The following is a 17,030-nucleotide window of genomic DNA, read 5'->3' as shown; positions in this document are numbered from 1 at the left end:
GACAGCGGGTCCTTGCCGTCCTTCTGTTCTTGATCGCGCTTGGGGCGCTGGCCGCCTCGCACACGTTCCCGTTCCTCGACGACCTCCCCGAGCTGGCCGAGTCGGCGATCGCGTTCCTGGGCGCGGCGTGCCTCCTGACCGGGGTGTGGCTGTGGTTGCGGAAACCACCGAACCGGTCGTCGCATTCGGCCGGCGACGGCGGCAGACACTGACGGACCCGGGCGGGCAAGGATCACCAGGGGCCTGCGACACCCAGGAGGGTCCGCCGCGATTGCTGCTTCGGCGCGCCCCCGCAACTACGAACCTCACCCGATCTGACGCGTCACCGTTCGGCGCTCCATCCGAGCGCCGACAGGCGGCTGACCAGTCGTTCGACGTCGAGTGTCCGGAACATCCACAGCTCGTCGCGATCATCGACGTCGAACTCCAGCCCCGTGTTTCGCCATCGCCGGATCGCGATCAGATTGTCGGCGGTGATCACGAGGGTTCCGGCCCAGATCTCCCGCAGCGTGATGGCGTGCTGATCCGCCCGTAGCCTCGCCATCGGCCAGCCGGAGTCGGCGCGGACACCGCCCCCGACCTTGGGGACGACCCGGATACCGCCACGCGACGAGAAGCCGCCCGAAGGCACTGATCTTGCCATTTCGATGCTCCTACGGTGGTCGCGGGTAAGGGCAGGGAGGGCGGATCCGCAGGGCTGCCTTGCCCACGCAGCCACCCGGAACGCCCGGTCTCGCTTCGGAAGTCCTTCGGCGCAGCGGCGAGCGGGGGTAGCGTCGCCGGTGTGAGGGTGTTGCTGCGGCACGGCCCTGGCGACGGGCAGGTGGTCGACGGCCGAGGCGAGACAGTGGTGTGGGGTGCCTGCCTGTACGAGCGGACCGGCGACCGCGAGGAGCGCCACGGTCACACCCTGGTCGTGTTCCGGCACCGGCCGGACTGCTGCGAGCCGTACGGGCGGGGCAGCGAGGACCGCTGCGAATGACGCCCTCGACGATCCGGTGTCCGCGCCGGTGTTCCTCGTGCTGCCACGTGGCGGCCCGGACCCGACGGCGTCCTGGAATCGGGTACGGGCGACTGCCGCGAGGCGCGCGGGGCGGTTGACGGCGGTTCCGCCAGCCTCAGCGGCGGGCGCCGCCGGGCCGACCCCGGCCGGTTCCCGAGGCCCGGTGGCCGATGCGCGGAGCCCGTACCACCGCGGTGTTGCCCGCCCCCGGGCGGAAGTCCCGCGCCGCGGCGGCGACCATCTCGTCGGGATCGCCGGCGAGCGCCTGCCGGATGTGCGGCGGCACCACCTCCGACGTCGCCAACGCCATCCGGACCTGCACCGAGCGGTCGTCGACCAGGCGGCGCAGGTCCGCGTCGTCCAGCTCGACCGCGAGCACGAGCGCGACGCGGACGTCCACCACAGGGTCCTGGGCGAGTGCGCTGCGCTGGGCGGCGGTGGTCCGCGGGTTGCGGGCGAGCCCCTTACGTACGCGCGCGGTGCGGTCGGCCATCAGGGCGGTGATCACGTCGGGGTCGTGGGTGTGGGTGGCGAGCCGTTCCCGCACCTCGGGCGAGACGTCGTCGACCAGCCGCGCGGCCAGCTCGGGCTCCAGTTCGCGCGTCTCCGCCAGGAGGCCGCGAAGCTCCTTGTCGGGAGCCTCCGCCATCACCCGGCGGACCGACTCGTTGCAGGCCGGGTTACCGGCGACCGCCCAGCGGACCCACCGGTCGGCGTCCTTGACGAGTACGAGGAGGTTGCCGATCGAGGTCGAGGGGTTTCTCGCCACGGCCTCCCGGACGTCGCGATCACGGTCCCGGGTCAGCGGGCGCAGTGCCTGCGCGGGCGCGTCGGTACGGGTCGCGACGGCCTTACGGACCACGGCCGACGGGTCGGACGCCAGGTCGATGAGGGTCATCTGTGGCGTGGTGGGGTCCTGCGCGACGGCGAGCCGCGCGTCGACGCCGCCACCCGTCGCGTCGTCCGCAGCACCTGACCCACTGTGACGGTCGGGTCCGCCGACGTCCTGCTGTTTCCCCATGGGCGCCATCATGTCACGGGCCGTGTCGTGGACCCGCCGGGCCGGGCCGGCGCCCGGGGTGACGGGTCGCCGCCCGCCCGACGGGTCACCGCGTCACGCGCAGGGCTTCCGCCCGCAGACGTCGATCACCTTGCCGGTGAGCAGGAACACCGCCTTCTGTCTCTGGGCCGCGGCCTGGGCGCGCGGGAACTCGTGCGAGTCCTCGCCGTACTCCGGCCCGGCCGGGGCGAGGTTCGTCGGCGGTGGCGCGTACGCCGCGCCGCTGTTCCAGACCACCATCGCCGAGCCGGTGTACGGGTACCTGCGGATCGGCGCGATGCCCCAGTACGGCCGCACGTCCGGCGACCAGCCGTCGGCCAGCGCGGGGGTGTGCAGGCGGGCGCCGATGGTGCGCGCCTGGACCTCCGCCGCGGCGGGGGAAACCTGCTGGTCGCCGAAGGCCACGTGCATCAGCACCTGGTGTGCCGGGGTGCCCGGCAGCGGGCGGTCGGTCATGTGCTGGGCGTACCCGTTGGCCTCGGAGCGGTCCCACAACATCTGCAGCAGCGCGAGGATCAGCTGCTGGTCGACCTTGTCCGGGTAGTAGCCGTCCATGATCGTCTGGAACGGGGTGAAGGCCACGCTGCGTTGCAGCAGCGTGGAGTAGTTCATCGCCGGCACGCCGAGCACCGACCGGGTCCAGTCCTGGGCGATGGCGGTGAGCGCGCCGCCGTTGATGCCGCCCTGGCTGTTGCCGTCGTAGTGCAGCCCGCCGGCCACGTCGATCAACGGCCGTGCGGTGGCGTCCCGGAACGCCGGGTGGGCGGCGAACCCGCCCGGGTGGATCATCGCCCGGCCCAGGAAGAGGAAGTTCAGGTAGCTCTGCTGCAACCGGTCGGCCACCGCGGGGAAGCCGCTGAGGTCGGTGAAGGCGCCGGCCACGTAGGGGACGTCGGCGGCGGCCATGCCGATCCAGCTGGTCGCGCAGAAGGTGAAGTCGTACGTGTGCGACATCGTCTTGACGTTGCCGGCGTTGATCTCGGTCGGCTTGCCGAGCAGGCCGTGGCCGTAGAGCGAGAGGTGTGCCGGCTTCGCGGCGGAGGCGCTGCGCGGGATGTTGCAGACGAAGTCGGCCGCCACCGTCGCGCCGGACGGTGTGGGCAGGGCGTCCGGCGTCGGTGGCGCTCCGCCGCCGCCGGCCGGCCCGTAGTGCAGCCGGGAGCCGGGCCCGCCGTCGCCGGTCAGATACGACGGTACGCCGATGGTGCCGGTCACCTGCCGGGCGATCAGCGGGTCCTGCTCCGGCGGGTAGTCGGTCACCTGGGTCACGGTGAACGACGGTGCGGCCCGGCGGAGGGAGGCGAACGCGCCGTCGCGGACCGCCAGCATCCGCCCGGTCAGACCGTGCCGGCTGGCCACGGTGAAGTCCCAGGCCAGGTGGAGGCTGTGGGCTTGACGCCGGCCCTGGTCAGGTCGGCGAGGATCCGCTTCATCTGTGGGACGCGACGGTCCCGATGGCCGAGGCCGGCGCCGGTCACGTACGCCGTGAACGCCTTCGGCGCCGGGATCAGCGCCCCGGTGCCGTCGCGCATGCCGCGCAGGCCGACGACGTAGCGGGTGCCCTCGGTCAACGCCACCGCCGGCCGGATGATCAGCACCTGCCGCTCCGGCTGGCCGGCCGCGTGCGCGTCCAGCTCGGCCCAGTACGGCGTGCGCCTACCCGTCCGGGCGTCGAGCAGCACGACCGGCGCGTCCGGCGCCAACGAGCGGCCGATGTCGGTGACCGGCGCGATCCCGGTCGCCGCCGCGTCGAGGCCGGGCACCCGCACCAGGATCGGCGAGCCGGGACTGAACCCGTCCTGCCGGTTCCATTCCGTCGGGTCGATGGGGGTGCCCTGCACGTTGGCGGGCATCGCGGAGGCCGGGAACCGCACCCGCTTGCCGGTCGGGCTGCTGCGGTCCGGCACGGTGAAGTAGTCGTTCGGGAACGGCAGCAGGCAGGCCGTCGGGTCGATCGGGTCGCAGCCCTGGTGCCCGGCCGGTGCGGGAGTCGCGGCCGGCGCCGCGGCGGCGGCCGCGCCCAGCAGAACCGCGCCTGCGGTCACCAGCACGGACACGGCGAGACGGAGCCGTCTGGGTGTGGTCACGCGCATCTCCTTCGGCACCGGACCGTGGTCCGAGGCAGCGGCCGACGATGGTGGGTGGAGCGTCGTGTACTTCCTACGCTCGTGAATGGATCTCGGCAAGAGGGCCGCTACCCGCCGGACCTGGCGGCGAAGCCGGACAGGTGGGCGTGCACCCCGTCGACGAGGAATTGCCGGCCGTCGTCGGCACCACCGTTCACGCGGCCACCAGAACAGCCCTTGGTTACCGATGCCCTTCTCTGGAGAAGAAGACCATCGACCAAGGGCTGTTTCCGTGCCCGGTCGCGATCCCCGCGGGGCCCCGGGAGTCAGGAATCAAGTTGGTGGCTGGTGAGATGACGACTGCGCGTCGGGCATCCTCACACTCGCCGCAGATAGCCGCCAGGGAACCAGGTGAACATCAGTTCCTCCTTCGACCTGTCGACTTCGAAGCGCTGATCGGGCAGGAATTCCTCGAGCGCCTCCCAGGGGCCGTCGCCCGGTTCCCACGGCCCCGCCTGGACCGGGTGCCCGCTGAGGTTGGTGTCCTGCACGATCAGGTAGCAGCCCGGCGTCACCAGGTCGGCGTACGCCGCGAGTTCCGCGAGGACGTGCTGCTTGCTGTGGTCGCTGTCGAGGATCACCATGACCCGCTCGACGGCCTGCGCCTTTTCCCGCATCTGGGCGACGACGGCAGGGTCGACGGACGACCCGGTCATGGTGTCGACCCGGTCGAAGTACGGCGAGTCGACCGCCATTCCTTCGCCGTCGATCCAGCCGCTCGGTCCGGTGAGATGTTCGGGCTTGACGTCGACCGTGGCGACCCGGCCGTTACCGACGAGTCCGAGCATGGTCGCGTAATAGAGTGCGGACCCACCGTGTCGGGTCCCGGTCTCGATGATCAGATCAGGTCGCGTTTCGTGAATGATCTCCTGGATCATCCACATGTCCATCGGATTCTGGTGACACGCCACGCCGAGCCATGTCCGGCGACGCCACACCTTGCTCTTGTAAAAGGCCCGCTGGAACGTGTCCACAGCCCCAGAAACATCAGCATCCATGGGGGGAAACTATCACGACAAATGCTGGCCGGTGATCATGCCTCTGACCCAAAAAAACGCCGGTACGGGGTGACCCCTTTTCTCGAACAAAACGCCCAGGAGGCACGCCTGGGAAAGGGACGGGCACTGCGGCTCGTTCCATAACCGTAACCATCGGTCACGGCCGGTTCCGGACCGTGACCGTCTGATCCCCGCCAATGCCGGCAGGTGCGACACGGGACCCGCCGCCCACGTCACCGACAAGGCGGACGGAGGCGCTTGAGCGAGGTGCCCAAGCGCCTCCTGCCGCCTTACTGGCAGGCCATCGGGCCGCCAACGACATCGTTCAGCTCGTCGTCGGCCATCTCACGGATGTCGACAGCCTCGAAAGTCACCTCGGTCATGTTGGTTCACCCCCTCCCCGCATCATCGGTCACACTCCACCCGACCAGATGGTCGGACGAATCACATGCAACGGGCGGCGCCCACGACGTCGTCCAGCTCCTCGTCGGCCATCTCGCGGATGTCGACAGCCTCGAACTCAACCTCCATCATTGTATTCACCCCCTTTCCGCATCATCGGTCCTTCTCCACCCGACGGGTTCGATCCGCAAGCCGTGGCGGCGGACTCAAGTCCACAGGTTCCACACGGATCGACAGCCCTTCCATAGCGGGCTGGGGGCCATAGGATACCTCCGTCATGTCCACGGGTGATGTCGCGTTGGTCGCGTTCAACTGACAACTGCCGGAGGGCTATCAACCCGCCTCCAGATCCGCCTTGACCGCGCGCAGGAACGCCACCGCGGACCGACCGTTGACAAAACGATGGTCGTATGCCAAACCCAGATGGAAATAGTCACTGGTGGTGACCGAACCATCATTGTGGAGCACCAACTCGCGCTGCATCGAGGCGAGAGAGACCGCGCATGTGTGTTCCGGGAAGATGAGCGGCTGCGCATGCACGACGTCCGCGTCCGTATGTATCGTGAGCGCGATGTTCGACCCGGCCAGATCCGCCTCGGCGAATTCCCCGCGCACGGCCGCGCGACGGAACCGCAACAGGTCGGCGGCGACGTCCCGCAGCGGCCGGGTGTCGGCGTCGGCGACGACCGGCAGGTAGAGGCCCCTCCCGACGTCGATGGTGACACCGACGTGCGCTCCCGGCCGAACCGTCGCCGCCTGATCGCCCTCCGCTCGCGCGAAGCACAGCGGGAACTCCGCCCGCCGCGCCGCGATCGCCTCGACCACCAGCTCCGGGATGCCGACGAATCCGATGGTCGCCGCCTCGGCACGCAGGCGTTGTTTCAGTCGATCGGCGACCACCTTGACGACGGCGTACGCGGCGGGGATCTCGCGGTGTGAGGTGGACACCGTACGGGCGACCCGTCGCTGGGCCGCGGACACGGTCACCCGCTCGGCCGTGGCCGGCGGCGCCTGCCCAGCAACCAGCTGTTCGATGTCCGACCGCGCGATGACCGGCTTGCCGATCGACCGTACGGCCGCCTCCGCCACACCGTGTTCGGCCATCAGCCGCCGGGCCGGCTCGGTGATGGTGATCGAATCCGGATCGGCGGTCCGCTGTGCCGGCGGCGGGCGGTCGTCCCCGCCGACGGTCGCCACCACCTCCCCCGGGCGGCAGGTCGACGGTGCGGACGTCCGCTGCCACAGGATGCCGGCGTCGTCCGCGACCAGTTCGTGCGCCGCCTTGGAGGTCTCCACGAGAGCTACCGCGGTGCCCGCCTCGACCGGCGCCCCGTCGCCGACCAGCCACTCGATCAGCGTGTACTCCTCGTCGGTCGCGTTGAGCCGCGGCAGCCGGATGTCACCCACCGGCGACCGCCGTCACCACGGCGCGGATGTCGTCCGCCTGGACCAGTACCGCACGCTCGAGGTGGGGTGCGGCGGGGATGGTGCTCGACGGCGCGTGGAGCAGCCGGACGGGCTGGGACAGCAGGTCCCACATCTGCTGGTGGATGGTGTGAGCCACCTCGGCCCCCCACGTGCCGCCGGCCGTCGCGTCCTCGACGACCACCACCCGTCCGGCCCCGGCGACCAGAGCAGCCAGCGGCGCGGGGTCGAACGGGTAGAGCCGCGACGGCACCACCGCACGCACCGCGATCTCGTCACTCAGATAGGCACCCCGCATTCCGCCGAGCACCCGGTCGGTGAGGCCGCCCGGTGCGATGACCACGACGTCGGCCCGGTCGACCCCGCGTACGCCCAGCACGGCGAAGTCGCAGGCGCCACCGATCCGCTCGCAGTGGAACAGCTCGTCTCCGGCCGCCGCGCCGAACCGCCGACGGCCGTAGAGCACCTTGTCCTCGAAGTACATCGCGGGGGCCCCCGAGTCGAGGATCCGGGCCAGTGTGGCGTGCGCGTCGTGCACCGGGCTCAGCTCGTGCACGGCGAGGTTGGGGACGCCCACGAAGTGCTTCTGCAGGCTCTGGCTGTGGGTGGGCCCGTATCCGCGGTTGCCCCCCGTCGGGCACCGGATCACCAGCGGCATCCGCACCGGTTCGCCGTACATCGTGACGGCCTTGCTGGCCAGGTTGACGATCTGGTCGAAGCACAGGGTGGCGAAGTCGGAGAACATCACCTCGACCACCGCCTCCCGGCCCCGCAGGGCCAGGCCGACCGCGAAGCCCACGATCGCCTGCTCGCTGATCGGAGTGCTGAGCACCCGTTCGGGATACCCGGTGGACAGCCCGCGGGTGACGCCGAAGGCGCCGCCGTACGGGTCGGCCATGTCCTCGCCGATCAGATGGAGATCCGGCCTCTCCGCGAGCAGGGTCGCCAGGGCACGGTTGAGGCCCTCCCCGACCCGCTCGGCCCCCGGCTCAGCCATGACCGGCACCGATCAGCGGTCGGGCGAGTACCGACTCGACCACGTCGCGGATCTTCCCGGTCGCCGCCGCGTCCAGGCGGTCGACCTGCTCCGGGAACGCCGCACGGTAGTGCGGGTACCAGTCACGCCCGGCGACGGCCTCGAGCTCCGCCGACGTGCGGGTGTCGTCGCCCTTGCTGTGCGGGCCGAGCCGCACCGTGTCGAACTCGACCACCAACGGAGACCCGTCGTCACGTACGGCGGCGACGAGCGGCGCCAGACTGGCCCGGATGGCGTCGACGTCGATGCCGGTCACCCTGACGTGACGGATGCCGAAGGCGGCACAGCGGTCGGCGACGCTACCGGCCATCTGCGCCGAGGTCGGGGTGGACTGGGCGATCCCGTTGTGTTCGACGACGACGACCATCGGCACCCGCCAGAGCGCGGCGAGGTTGAGCGCCTCGTACACCACCCCCTCGCCCCAGGTGCCGTCCCCGACGTACGCCACGGAGATCGAGTTCGCTCCGGTGCGCCGCATGTCGAAGGCGGTGCCCACCGCGACCGGGACCAGTTGCCCCTGGATGCCGGTGGACATGAAGCCCGGGCGGCGGATGTGCTGCGAACCGCCCATTCCGCCGCACACCGCGCCCTCACGGCCGGCGAGCTCGGCGAGCAGGCCCGCCGGATCGTCGTAGCGCGCCAGGTAGTGGCCGTGTCCCCGGTGGTTGCTGAACACCTCGTCGTCGTGGCGCAGCAGGGACTCGACCACGACCGGGACGTGCTCCTGGCCGAGGCAGGTGTGGCTGGTGCCCGGGATCAGTCCCCGGCCGAGCAGGTCGAGGACCGCGTACTCGAAGCGTCGGATGGACAGCATCGCCCCGAGGGTGGAGTCGGCCAGCGGGCGCAGCCGGCTCTCACGCATGGGTGACCTGTCCGCCGGCCACCAGGTCCCGGGCCCGCGCGGCGAGCACCCCACGGTCGATCTTGCCGTTCGCCGTGTGCGGGAACGCGTCGATGTCGCGGCACAGCAGCGGCACCATGTATCCCGGCAGGATCGAGGACATCGGGCGACGGATGTCCACGCCCGGGGTGCCGACGTAGAACACCGCCAGCTCCGTCCGCCCGGCCGCCTCGAACGCCACCGCCACGGCCCGTTCCACCCCCGGCAACTGCCCGACGTGCCACTCCAGCTCGTCCAGCTCGACCCGGTAGCCGCGGACCTTCACCTGCCGGTCGACCCGACCGAGATAGACGAGTTCACCGCCGGCGCACTCCCGGACCCGGTCGCCGGTGCGGTACCAGCGCACCGAGTCGCCGTCGTGGAAGCGACCCTCGTCGTCGGCCGGATCGAGATACCCGGGGAACATCTGCTCCCCGGTCACGCACAGCTCACCCTCGGTGCCGTCCACGCCGTCCTCGACGATGCGGTACCTGAGATGCGGGTACGGCGCGCCGATGGGGACGACGCCGTGCACGGCGAGGTCGGCGGAGTCCCCGGACAGCCGGTGCGCGGAGCAGGCGATTGTCAGCTCGGTCGGGCCGTACAGGTTCTCCACCACCGATCCGGCCGCCGCCCGCTGCCAGTCCTCGGCATCCGTCATGCGCAGCGCCTCGCCGCAGAAGAGGCTCCACCGCAGCGTCGGCATCGAGCCGGGGGTCAGCCCGCCCCGGCGCCGCACCAGAGCGATGGCGCTGGGCACGGAGAACCAGAACGTCACCCGCTCGGCGGCCAGGAACTCCGGCAGCGCGGTGAACACCTGCGGCGGTGTGGACACCACGGTGGCACCCGCGCCCCAGGCCACGAAGAGGTCGAACATCGCCAGGTCGAAGGTCTGGTCGAAGGTCTGCGAGCACACGTCGCCGGGGCCGAGGTCGTAGCGGTCGAGGTTGTACCGCAGGAAACTGTCCATGTTGGCGTGCGTGATCGCCGCGCCCTTGGGCCGGCCGGTGGAGCCCGAGGTGAACAGCACGTACGCCACGTCGTCGTAGCCGGCCCGGGGCAGGGCGGCCAGCGGCGTCGCGGCCTGCGCCGCCACGGTGAGGCCGGGCAGGGCCGCCGTGAGGTGCGCAAGCGCCGCCGCCCCCGACCGGTCGACGATCACCGTGTCGACGCCGGCCTGCGCCGCCATCCGGCAGGTACGCGCGGCGGGGAAGCCCGGGCTGAGCGGCACCGCCGTCGCGCCGGCGTAGAGCGTGGCGAGGAGCCCGGCGTACGACTCGATGCTGCGCACCGCGAGGATGCCGACGCTCCGCGCCCCGCACGCGACCAGCCCGCCAGCCCAGCGCCGGGCCACCTGGTCCAGCTCCGTGTACGTCCACTCCTGGCGACCGATCCGCAGCGCGACCCGGTCCGGCGCCATCGCCAGGCCGGCGATGAACCACTCGTGCAGCAGACGTCGTGGCAGCTGACCGGTCACCAGGCCACCGTGTCTTCCGTGAAGAGCCCCAACCGGTCGAAGAAGCGGGTGGTCTTGTGCATCACGGTCCGGTGGAACTCCTGACGGTACTGGTCGCCGAGCACCTCGGCGCGGATCCGCCGGGCCTCGGGAAGGGCGGCGTCCGCGTACACCTCGGGGTGGTAGAACGCCCGCAGGCACGAGCTGACGTAGCGGGCCAGGTACGTCCCGGCTCCCGCCAACTCCTCCGGCGTCGCGCTCTGCTTCGCCTCCTCGTACAGCGCCCGCATCATCTGCCGGCCGAACGCGATGTGTCGCGACTCGTCCTGGTGGTGGACGGCGTTGATCTGCTGCGCGATCTGCGGCAGCCGGCCGTCGGTCGCCATCTTCGCGTTGTAGTAGTCGCACAGCTCCTCCGCGATGAGGATGCGACCGAAGATGACGAGGTCACGGATGGCGGGGCCACCGTCGATCGCGCTGCCGGCGACGCGCTTGGTCTTGTAGACCTTCCCCCCGTACCGCTGGCAGAACTGGGCGAAGAACCACATGTGTTCGTTCTCTTCGTGGATGAAGTCGTGGAAGAACTCCGACAGGCCCGGGTACCGCGTGTCGTAGATCCGCCCGGCCACCTCGCCGATCAGCTCACGGATGAGGTGGACGTTGAGACTGAAGAAGTTCACCGCCTCGGCCTGGGTCAGGCGCACCCGTTCGGCATCCGACAGGCGGTCCCACACCGCGGTGCCGTGGCACGTCGTCAGCTCCGGGCTCATCCAGAACTGGTCCGTCGGCAGTTCCGCCGGCCAGTCGAAGATGTCGAAGACGTGGTAGCGCTGGTCCCGCGCCTGGTCGCTCAACCTGGCGGCGACCGTGGTGAGCCGCTCCCACGACTGGTGCATGTCCGCGTGTCTCTCCTCGACGGGGCCGGTCACATCAGGCTCCTGACCGCGTTCCAGATGGTGCCCGGAGTCGCGAAGACCTCCGGCTGCAACAGCTCGGGTGGGATCTCGATGTCGAACTCGGTCTCCAGGTTGACGATCAACTCGACCACTTCCAGCGAGTCGACACCGAGCTCGGTCAGGCTCTGGTCAGGCTCCAGGGGCGAGTCGGCACTGAGCAGCCGGCTGCGCTCCCGAATGAGCGGTTCAAAGGCGGGTGGCCAATCCACCATGTCACCCTCCCGTGTCGCGGTAGGTTGGGAATCTCGCGAAAACCGGCTGACCGGCATGCGTCACCAGGTCGCGCCAGCTGGGTCCGACGCGGCCGAGAATGGCACCGAGCGAGCGGTCGCGCTGCCACTCCGGCCCGGCCATGCCCCACTGCCCCAGGGCGTCCAGGAGCACCGGGTCGACCGGGACCCAGACCCCGTCGACCTGGAACTCCGCCCACGAGTGCGATGCGGAGATCGGTGGGGTCAGCGACCTGCCGAAGGAGAACCGGGCGGTCAGTCCCCGCCTGCGGGCCTCCTCGACCAGCAGGTGGGCCACGCCGACGCAGTCGCCGATCCCGGTGTCACGGACGAAGGCGCTGTCGGCGCGCAACGTCTCCGGCAGCCAGAGGAACCGGATGTGCCGGGTCTCCGCCAGCAGGTCGAGCACCGCGGTCGGCAGTTCCGGCCAGGTCCGCGGCCGGTCGAACGTCACCGAGTGCAGCACGCCGCCCCGGTCCTGTGCCGACGTCGTCTCGTGCCAGGCGTCGTCCGGCACCGCGAGGCGCCACCGGCACGGCTCGTCGTGCCCCGGCTCCGGGCACTGCGCCACGTAGTCCATCCGGTAGCGGGCGTGGGCGGTGGGGCGCCCCAGCTCGCGGATCCACCAGGAGAGGACCTTGCGCCCGCGCGAGCGCGGGTCCAGGTGCACCGAGACGTTGCGCAGGTCGGTGGCGTCGAACAGGAGGCCGTCCGCGCCGGCCGCCGAGGGCAGACCGGCGGCGACGAGGACGTCGAGGCCCGGCCCGTCGATCTGGTACTCGGCGGCGGCCGTGGCGGCGTCCATCTCGAAGCGCCGGTGCGAGTGCGGCACCTGCAGGATCAGCGGCAGCAGGGCGTCGAGCGCCTGCCGGTCGAGCCAGCGCTCGGCTGTCACGAGGCACCTCCCACGAGGCGCCGGTACAGACCGTCCTCGGCCATCAGGTCCTCGTGACGGCCACGCTGGACGAGCCTGCCATCGCTCATGACGAGGATCTGGTCGGCGGCCTCGGGATGGGAGAGCCGGTGGGCGACGACCACCAGCGAGCGCCCGGTCCGGCGCAGGTTGGCCATGATGCGGTCCTCCGTGAGCCGGTCGAGGGCGCTGGTCGCCTCGTCGAGGATCAGCAGCTCGGAGTTCCGCAGCAGGGCCCGCGCCAGGGAGATGCGTTGGATCTGCCCACCGGACAGGCCCGCCCCGGAGCTGCCGAGCAGCGTCTCGTACCGCATCGGCATCGCGTCGATGTCGTCGTGGACCTCGGCCAGCCGGGCGGCGGCGATGACGTCCTCCAGGGAGCACTCCGGCCGGCCGAGCGCGATGTTCTCCCGGATGGTCCCGCCGAACAGCCGGGCGTCCTGCCGGACGTACGCCATCGACCGCCGCGCGGCCGGCCGGTCCAGCTGATCGGTCGGCGTGCCGTCGAGGGACACCGTGCCGGCGCTGGGCAGGTAGAGCCCCGCCAGCAGCATGGCGAGCGTCGACTTGCCGGAGCCGGACTCACCGAGGATGAGAGTGAACTGCCCGGGCTCGATCTGTGCGTTGACGTCCACGAGCGCCGGCGTCCGCGCGCCCGGATAGGCGAACCGCACGTCGTCGAGCGTGATGGCGCCGGTGACGCGGGACGGCGCCACCGCGTCCGGGCCGGCTTCCGGGCGCGCGTCCAGGATGTCGGCGAGCCGGGTCAACGTGGCCCTCAGACCGGCGACCTCCAGCCCGGTCTGCACCAGACTCGCCAGCGGTACGAACATTCCCATGGCCAGAGCGGAGAAGCCCACCACCCGGGACAGGGAGATCTCGCCGCGACCGAGCAGGACCAGACCGGCGGCGAGCACGGCGAGCGGAGCGAGGAACTGGATCGCGGTGCTGGCGGCCTCGCACACGCCGAGGAACCGCCGGCTGCGGGTCCTGGCGTTCACCTCGGCGACGAACGTGTGGCTCCAGGTCTCCGCCGCGGCGCCCTCCAGCCCGGAGGCCTTGAGCGTCGGCACGCTGTCCAGCAGCTGGAACAGCTCGGTGTGGCTCTTCGCCTGCGCCTCCAACAACGCCGCGGTCAGGTATTCCTGCTTGCGCCAGCTGAACGCGAGCAGGGCGAGCTGGGCGACGGCGAGGGTGAGCACCAGGGCACCGAGGCGCCGGTCCGCGACGACGATGAGCCCGCCGTACACGAGCACCAGCACCCCGTCGAGCACGGCCGACAGCGCGGATCCCGTCAGGATCTGACGGACCGCGTTGCTGGTGCGGACCCGCATGGAGAGGTCGCCGGTGTGGCGCTGGGCGAAGTAGTCGAACGGCAGGGCGACGAGGTGGTGGACCGCTCCGAGGGTCACCGACTTGTCGGCGAGGGTCTGCACGGACAGCAGGGCCAGCCGACGGACGGTCTGCATCCAGAAGTACATCCCGAACAGCACGACCGCCGCCCCGAACAGCAGCCAGGCGCTGACCGGTTCGCCGGGCTGGCTCGCCCGGTGCACGACGTAGGTGGAGGCGGCCGGCACCGCCAGGCCGCACAGGGTCAGCGCGACCGAGGTCAGCGCGAGCGGAACCCAGGCGGCCGTACGCGGGAAGAACTTCGACAGGTACGGCAGGCGGCTCGCGCCGAGGTTCCGGGCGTTGGCCCCTCGCCGCGACGTCGTGGCGCCGACCGGTGGATGGAACTCCAGCGCCACACCGGTGAACGCCTTGCCGGCCTCGGCCAGGCTGACCTTACGGCGACCGAAGGCCGGATCGACGATGTACAGGTGGGTGTCGGTCACCCGCTCCAACACGACGAAGTGGATGAAGTTCCAGAAGAGGATGGTCGCCGGGGGGAGGTTGCGCAGCCCTTCGATGGAGACCCGGACCCCGCGCGCGACCAGGCCGCGCCGCCGCGCGGCAGCGAGCATCGCGCGGGCCGCGACTCCGTCCCGGCCCGTGTTGGTCTCGGTGCGCAGCTCGTCGAGGGGGACCGGTTGACCGAAGTAGGCGAGGACCATCGCCAGCGCGGCGGCCCCACACTCGCTCATCTGCGACTGGAGCACGACCGGAACCCGGGTGCGCGAGACCCGCAGCGCGGCCCGCACGTTGCGCCACCGCAGGCCACGCAACGCGGCCAGGCCGGGTAGCGCCCGCCAGCCGAGCTCCACCGCGTCGCCGGCGTCCCGGTTGACGCCGTGGTGACGCAACGCCTCGCGCCGGAAGCGCTGCCGTCGGTCGGTGAACTCCGTCGGTAGGCTCGTCGCCTCCGGCGGCCGGGGGGCCTGTTCCGCCTGCCCGGTCTTGTCCAGCGTGCTCATCCGCCGCTGCCCGAGTCGACCCGGAGCACCTGCGCGGTGATGGCCTCCGCGGCGGGCGAGAGCAGGAACTCCACCGACCGCGCCACGTCGGCGACGGTGGCGGCCCGGTTGAGCATGTTCCGTCGGTTGATCGCGGCACGGAGGCCGTCCTCGATCGATGCGGTCATGGCGGTGTCGATGAAGCCCGGAGCGACGCAGTTGACCGTGATGCCCCGGCTGCCGACCTCGGCGGCGAGCACCCTCGAGAACCCTTCCAGAGCGCACTTGGTCGCGGTGTACGCGCCGAGCCCGCGGAAGGTCCGATGGGCCGCGATCGAGGTGATGTTGACGATGCGCCCGCCACGGCGGTACATCGCCTTGACCGCCGCCTGGGACAGGGACATCGGGACCTCGACGTTCAGCTGCCACATCCGGGTCATGTCCGACCGTGCGGCGGCCACGTGCAGAGCCGCGCTCGCCACCCCCGCGTTGTTGACCAGACCGTGGAGATCGGCGCACTCCCGTAGCCGGTTGGCCACCGCGAGCCGATCGTCGCCGCTGGTGAGGTCGGCGGCGACGAACGTCAGCGGGTCACCGACGGACTCCCGCAGGGCCGCGAACTCGCGGGGAGCGGTCCGTGCCACGGCGACCACCCGGTAACCGACGGTCAGCAGCTGCCGGGTGACAGCCAGCCCGATGCCCCGGGTACCGCCGGTGACGAAGACCGTCCCGAGCGCCTCACTCACCGCGGGCCGCCTTTCCGGACGGTGCCATCGGAAGCTGGTCGACGACGGTGACGCGACGCGGTTGTTCCGCCGGGGCCAGTACGCGGCGGGCATGGGCCTTGACCCGCTGCACGACCAGGTCACGGTCGGAGCCCGGCGGCGTGACGACGTCGGCGCCGACGACGGCGCCGAGCACGCTGCTGCGCACCGGGTAGACGCGGACCGCGACGACGTCCGGATGTTCCTGCAGCAGCCGGGCCACGTGGCCGGGCACGACCTTCACGCCACCCACGTTGATGACCTCGCCGCGTCGCCCGAGGATGTGCAGGCGCCCACCGTGGATCGCCGCTTCGTCCCCGGTCGGCAGGTACGGTGCGCCGGGCGCCGGGGACAGGAGCAGCTCGCCGTCACGTACCGCCAGCGCCTTCCCGGTGGGCCCGTACCCGTCGAGGACGGAGAGCGGCAGGCCCGGCAGTCCGTCGGAGACGGTGGCGATCCGGCCCAGCTCGGTGCTGGCGTAGAACTGCAGGACGCGTTGCGGCGCGAACGCCGACTCGATCAGGCGTAGCAGCTGGGCGTCCACCGGCTCGCCGCCCATCGAGACGGTGTGCACCCGCGGTCGAGCCTCGTCGGTCCCCCGGTGCAGCGCCGCCATCCGCCAGAACGACGGGGTGCCGGCGACGACGTCGTAGCGCGCGCCCGTCCCGGCGGCCAGGTCGGTCGGCGTGAGGAAGTCGATGCTGGCCGCCCTGCCCAGCGCCTGGCTCACGGCCTCCACCCCGGCGTAGGTGAAGGGTGCGTAGCCGATCCCCCACCTCTCGTCACGGTGCGCGGTCTCCCAGTCGGCGCCGCGGGTCAGCTCCGGCCAGGGCCAGTAGGTCGGGGTCGGGGTACCCGTGGTGCCCGACGAGAAGATCCACAGCCCGCCCTGCGCTGCGCCGGTGGGCCGGGCGCCTTCCCCGGTGGGCCGGATCCGCCCGCTGGCGACGTTCAGCACGGCCTGTGGGCGCAGCTCCGCCAGCGCCGACGCGGTGACGGTCGGACCCACCACGACCACTGACGCGTCGAGCGGGCGGAGCGCACGCAGTGCGGCCACGAGATCCGGCCCGGAGGCCACCTCGACCGCGAGGTGGCGCAGGCCGGTCGCCGCGACCGCCTCTCGCAGCCGGACGATCCGTTGCGCCAGCGGATCGGCATGGGTAGTCACGGGCATGGCTCAGCCTGCTGCCGGCTGCAGCGCCCGGCAGAGGTCCGCGAGCGTCTCCATCCGGTCGACGGCGACGACGTCCAGCAGTACACCCAGCTCCTGCTCGAACTCGACGATGAGTTCCGCGACGACGAGGCTGTCGATCTCCAGCTCGGCCAGCTGCATCGCGCCCGTGTAGCGCGGCGCGTCGCCGACCGGCGGCACGGTGAGCACCCGCTTCGCCACCGCGTCAAGGGTTTCCTCGTCGATCACCGTGTCGACGTGGACACTCTCCACG

18 protein-coding genes are annotated in these 17,030 nt (G+C 71.4%); 2 read left to right on the top strand and 16 right to left on the bottom strand.

Features of this window, described 5'->3' with window-relative positions; all coding sequences use genetic code 11:
- Window positions 1-29: 29 nt before the first annotated feature.
- A complete protein-coding gene (locus tag ACGFNF_RS24855) occupies window positions 30-212 on the top strand; it encodes a hypothetical protein (protein ID WP_393171042.1) in 183 nt (60 codons plus the stop codon).
- A 110-nt stretch (window positions 213-322) separates the two neighbouring features.
- On the opposite strand, the gene ACGFNF_RS24850 is transcribed toward ACGFNF_RS24855, so the two are convergent.
- Window positions 323-643, bottom strand: coding sequence for a hypothetical protein (locus ACGFNF_RS24850; protein ID WP_393171040.1), 321 nt, complete (start codon window positions 641-643; stop codon window positions 323-325).
- Window positions 644-784: 141 nt separating this feature from the next.
- Between ACGFNF_RS24850 and ACGFNF_RS24845 the strand changes: the two genes are divergently transcribed.
- A complete protein-coding gene (locus ACGFNF_RS24845; RefSeq protein ID WP_393171038.1) occupies window positions 785-982 on the top strand; it encodes a hypothetical protein in 198 nt (65 codons plus the stop codon).
- A 136-nt stretch (window positions 983-1,118) separates the two neighbouring features.
- Here ACGFNF_RS24845 and ACGFNF_RS24840 read toward each other — a convergent pair whose 3' ends face one another.
- The 15 genes from ACGFNF_RS24840 to ACGFNF_RS24770 form a co-directional block, all read right to left on the bottom strand.
- Window positions 1,119-2,024 carry a hypothetical protein gene (locus ACGFNF_RS24840; RefSeq protein ID WP_393171036.1) on the bottom strand — a complete coding sequence of 302 codons (906 nt, stop codon included), beginning with the start codon at window positions 2,022-2,024 and terminating at the stop codon, window positions 1,119-1,121.
- 93 nt (window positions 2,025-2,117) lie between these two features.
- Window positions 2,118-3,422: a hypothetical protein gene (locus ACGFNF_RS24835; protein ID WP_393171034.1), complete on the bottom strand. Its 1,305-nt coding sequence runs from the start codon at window positions 3,420-3,422 to the stop codon at window positions 2,118-2,120.
- On the bottom strand, window positions 3,401-4,150 hold the full coding sequence (locus tag ACGFNF_RS24830) for a hypothetical protein (RefSeq protein ID WP_393171032.1): 750 nt from the start codon (window positions 4,148-4,150) through the stop codon (window positions 3,401-3,403). Before ACGFNF_RS24830 ends, ACGFNF_RS24835 begins: the two co-directional genes overlap by 22 nt.
- Before the next feature lie 356 nt (window positions 4,151-4,506).
- Entirely contained in the window at window positions 4,507-5,187 is a 681-nt protein-coding gene (locus tag ACGFNF_RS24825; protein ID WP_393171030.1) for a CmcI family methyltransferase, read from the bottom strand.
- A gap of 735 nt (window positions 5,188-5,922) precedes the next feature.
- On the bottom strand, window positions 5,923-6,996 hold the full coding sequence (locus tag ACGFNF_RS24820; protein ID WP_393171028.1) for a 2-oxo acid dehydrogenase subunit E2: 1,074 nt from the start codon (window positions 6,994-6,996) through the stop codon (window positions 5,923-5,925).
- On the bottom strand, window positions 6,989-8,011 hold the full coding sequence (locus tag ACGFNF_RS24815; protein WP_393171026.1) for an alpha-ketoacid dehydrogenase subunit beta: 1,023 nt from the start codon (window positions 8,009-8,011) through the stop codon (window positions 6,989-6,991). The genes ACGFNF_RS24820 and ACGFNF_RS24815 overlap by 8 nt, the downstream gene beginning before the upstream one ends.
- Window positions 8,004-8,912 carry a thiamine pyrophosphate-dependent dehydrogenase E1 component subunit alpha gene (locus ACGFNF_RS24810; RefSeq protein ID WP_357578376.1) on the bottom strand — a complete coding sequence of 303 codons (909 nt, stop codon included), beginning with the start codon at window positions 8,910-8,912 and terminating at the stop codon, window positions 8,004-8,006. The genes ACGFNF_RS24815 and ACGFNF_RS24810 overlap by 8 nt, the downstream gene beginning before the upstream one ends.
- Window positions 8,905-10,407 (bottom strand): AMP-binding protein, encoded by a 1,503-nt coding sequence (locus ACGFNF_RS24805; protein WP_357578377.1) that lies wholly within the window; start codon window positions 10,405-10,407, stop codon window positions 8,905-8,907. Before ACGFNF_RS24805 ends, ACGFNF_RS24810 begins: the two co-directional genes overlap by 8 nt.
- Entirely contained in the window at window positions 10,404-11,315 is a 912-nt protein-coding gene (locus tag ACGFNF_RS24800) for a diiron oxygenase (protein ID WP_357578378.1), read from the bottom strand. Before ACGFNF_RS24800 ends, ACGFNF_RS24805 begins: the two co-directional genes overlap by 4 nt.
- Window positions 11,312-11,554 (bottom strand): phosphopantetheine-binding protein, encoded by a 243-nt coding sequence (locus ACGFNF_RS24795; protein WP_101409372.1) that lies wholly within the window; start codon window positions 11,552-11,554, stop codon window positions 11,312-11,314. Before ACGFNF_RS24795 ends, ACGFNF_RS24800 begins: the two co-directional genes overlap by 4 nt.
- Window position 11,555: 1 nt before the next feature.
- A complete protein-coding gene (locus tag ACGFNF_RS24790) occupies window positions 11,556-12,467 on the bottom strand; it encodes a transglutaminase domain-containing protein (RefSeq protein ID WP_327027953.1) in 912 nt (303 codons plus the stop codon).
- Window positions 12,464-14,842, bottom strand: a complete 2,379-nt coding sequence (locus tag ACGFNF_RS24785) for a peptidase domain-containing ABC transporter (RefSeq protein WP_357578379.1) — start codon at window positions 14,840-14,842, stop codon at window positions 12,464-12,466. The genes ACGFNF_RS24790 and ACGFNF_RS24785 overlap by 4 nt, the downstream gene beginning before the upstream one ends.
- Complete coding sequence (locus ACGFNF_RS24780) at window positions 14,839-15,567, bottom strand: SDR family NAD(P)-dependent oxidoreductase (RefSeq protein ID WP_393171021.1); 729 nt, start codon at window positions 15,565-15,567, stop codon at window positions 14,839-14,841. The genes ACGFNF_RS24785 and ACGFNF_RS24780 overlap by 4 nt, the downstream gene beginning before the upstream one ends.
- Window positions 15,560-16,759 (bottom strand): AMP-binding protein, encoded by a 1,200-nt coding sequence (locus ACGFNF_RS24775; RefSeq protein WP_393171019.1) that lies wholly within the window; start codon window positions 16,757-16,759, stop codon window positions 15,560-15,562. The genes ACGFNF_RS24780 and ACGFNF_RS24775 overlap by 8 nt, the downstream gene beginning before the upstream one ends.
- A gap of 3 nt (window positions 16,760-16,762) precedes the next feature.
- Window positions 16,763-17,029 carry an acyl carrier protein gene (locus tag ACGFNF_RS24770; RefSeq protein WP_089000851.1) on the bottom strand — a complete coding sequence of 89 codons (267 nt, stop codon included), beginning with the start codon at window positions 17,027-17,029 and terminating at the stop codon, window positions 16,763-16,765.
- Window position 17,030: the final 1 nt, after the last annotated feature.

Source organism: Micromonospora sp. NPDC048868 (assembly GCF_043198195.1).
GTDB classification, from domain to species: Bacteria; Actinomycetota; Actinomycetes; order Mycobacteriales; family Micromonosporaceae; genus Micromonospora; species Micromonospora reichwaldensis.
This window is presented reverse-complemented; position numbering and strand designations above follow the sequence as displayed.

Bases quoted from the DNA above. Each gene is read 5' to 3' on its own strand.
- ACGFNF_RS24850 (WP_393171040.1), bottom strand. From the start codon at position 643: ATGGCAAGATCAGTGCCTTCGGGCGGCTTCTCGTCGCGTGGCGGTATC.
- ACGFNF_RS24840 (WP_393171036.1), bottom strand. From the start codon at position 2,024: ATGGGGAAACAGCAGGACGTCGGCGGACCCGACCGTCACAGTGGGTCA.
- ACGFNF_RS24825 (WP_393171030.1), bottom strand. From the start codon at position 5,187: ATGGATGCTGATGTTTCTGGGGCTGTGGACACGTTCCAGCGGGCCTTT.
- ACGFNF_RS24815 (WP_393171026.1), bottom strand. From the start codon at position 8,011: ATGGCTGAGCCGGGGGCCGAGCGGGTCGGGGAGGGCCTCAACCGTGCC.
- ACGFNF_RS24810 (WP_357578376.1), bottom strand. From the start codon at position 8,912: ATGCGTGAGAGCCGGCTGCGCCCGCTGGCCGACTCCACCCTCGGGGCG.
- ACGFNF_RS24795 (WP_101409372.1), bottom strand. From the start codon at position 11,554: ATGGTGGATTGGCCACCCGCCTTTGAACCGCTCATTCGGGAGCGCAGC.
- ACGFNF_RS24785 (WP_357578379.1), bottom strand. From the start codon at position 14,842: ATGAGCACGCTGGACAAGACCGGGCAGGCGGAACAGGCCCCCCGGCCG.
- ACGFNF_RS24775 (WP_393171019.1), bottom strand. From the start codon at position 16,759: ATGCCCGTGACTACCCATGCCGATCCGCTGGCGCAACGGATCGTCCGG.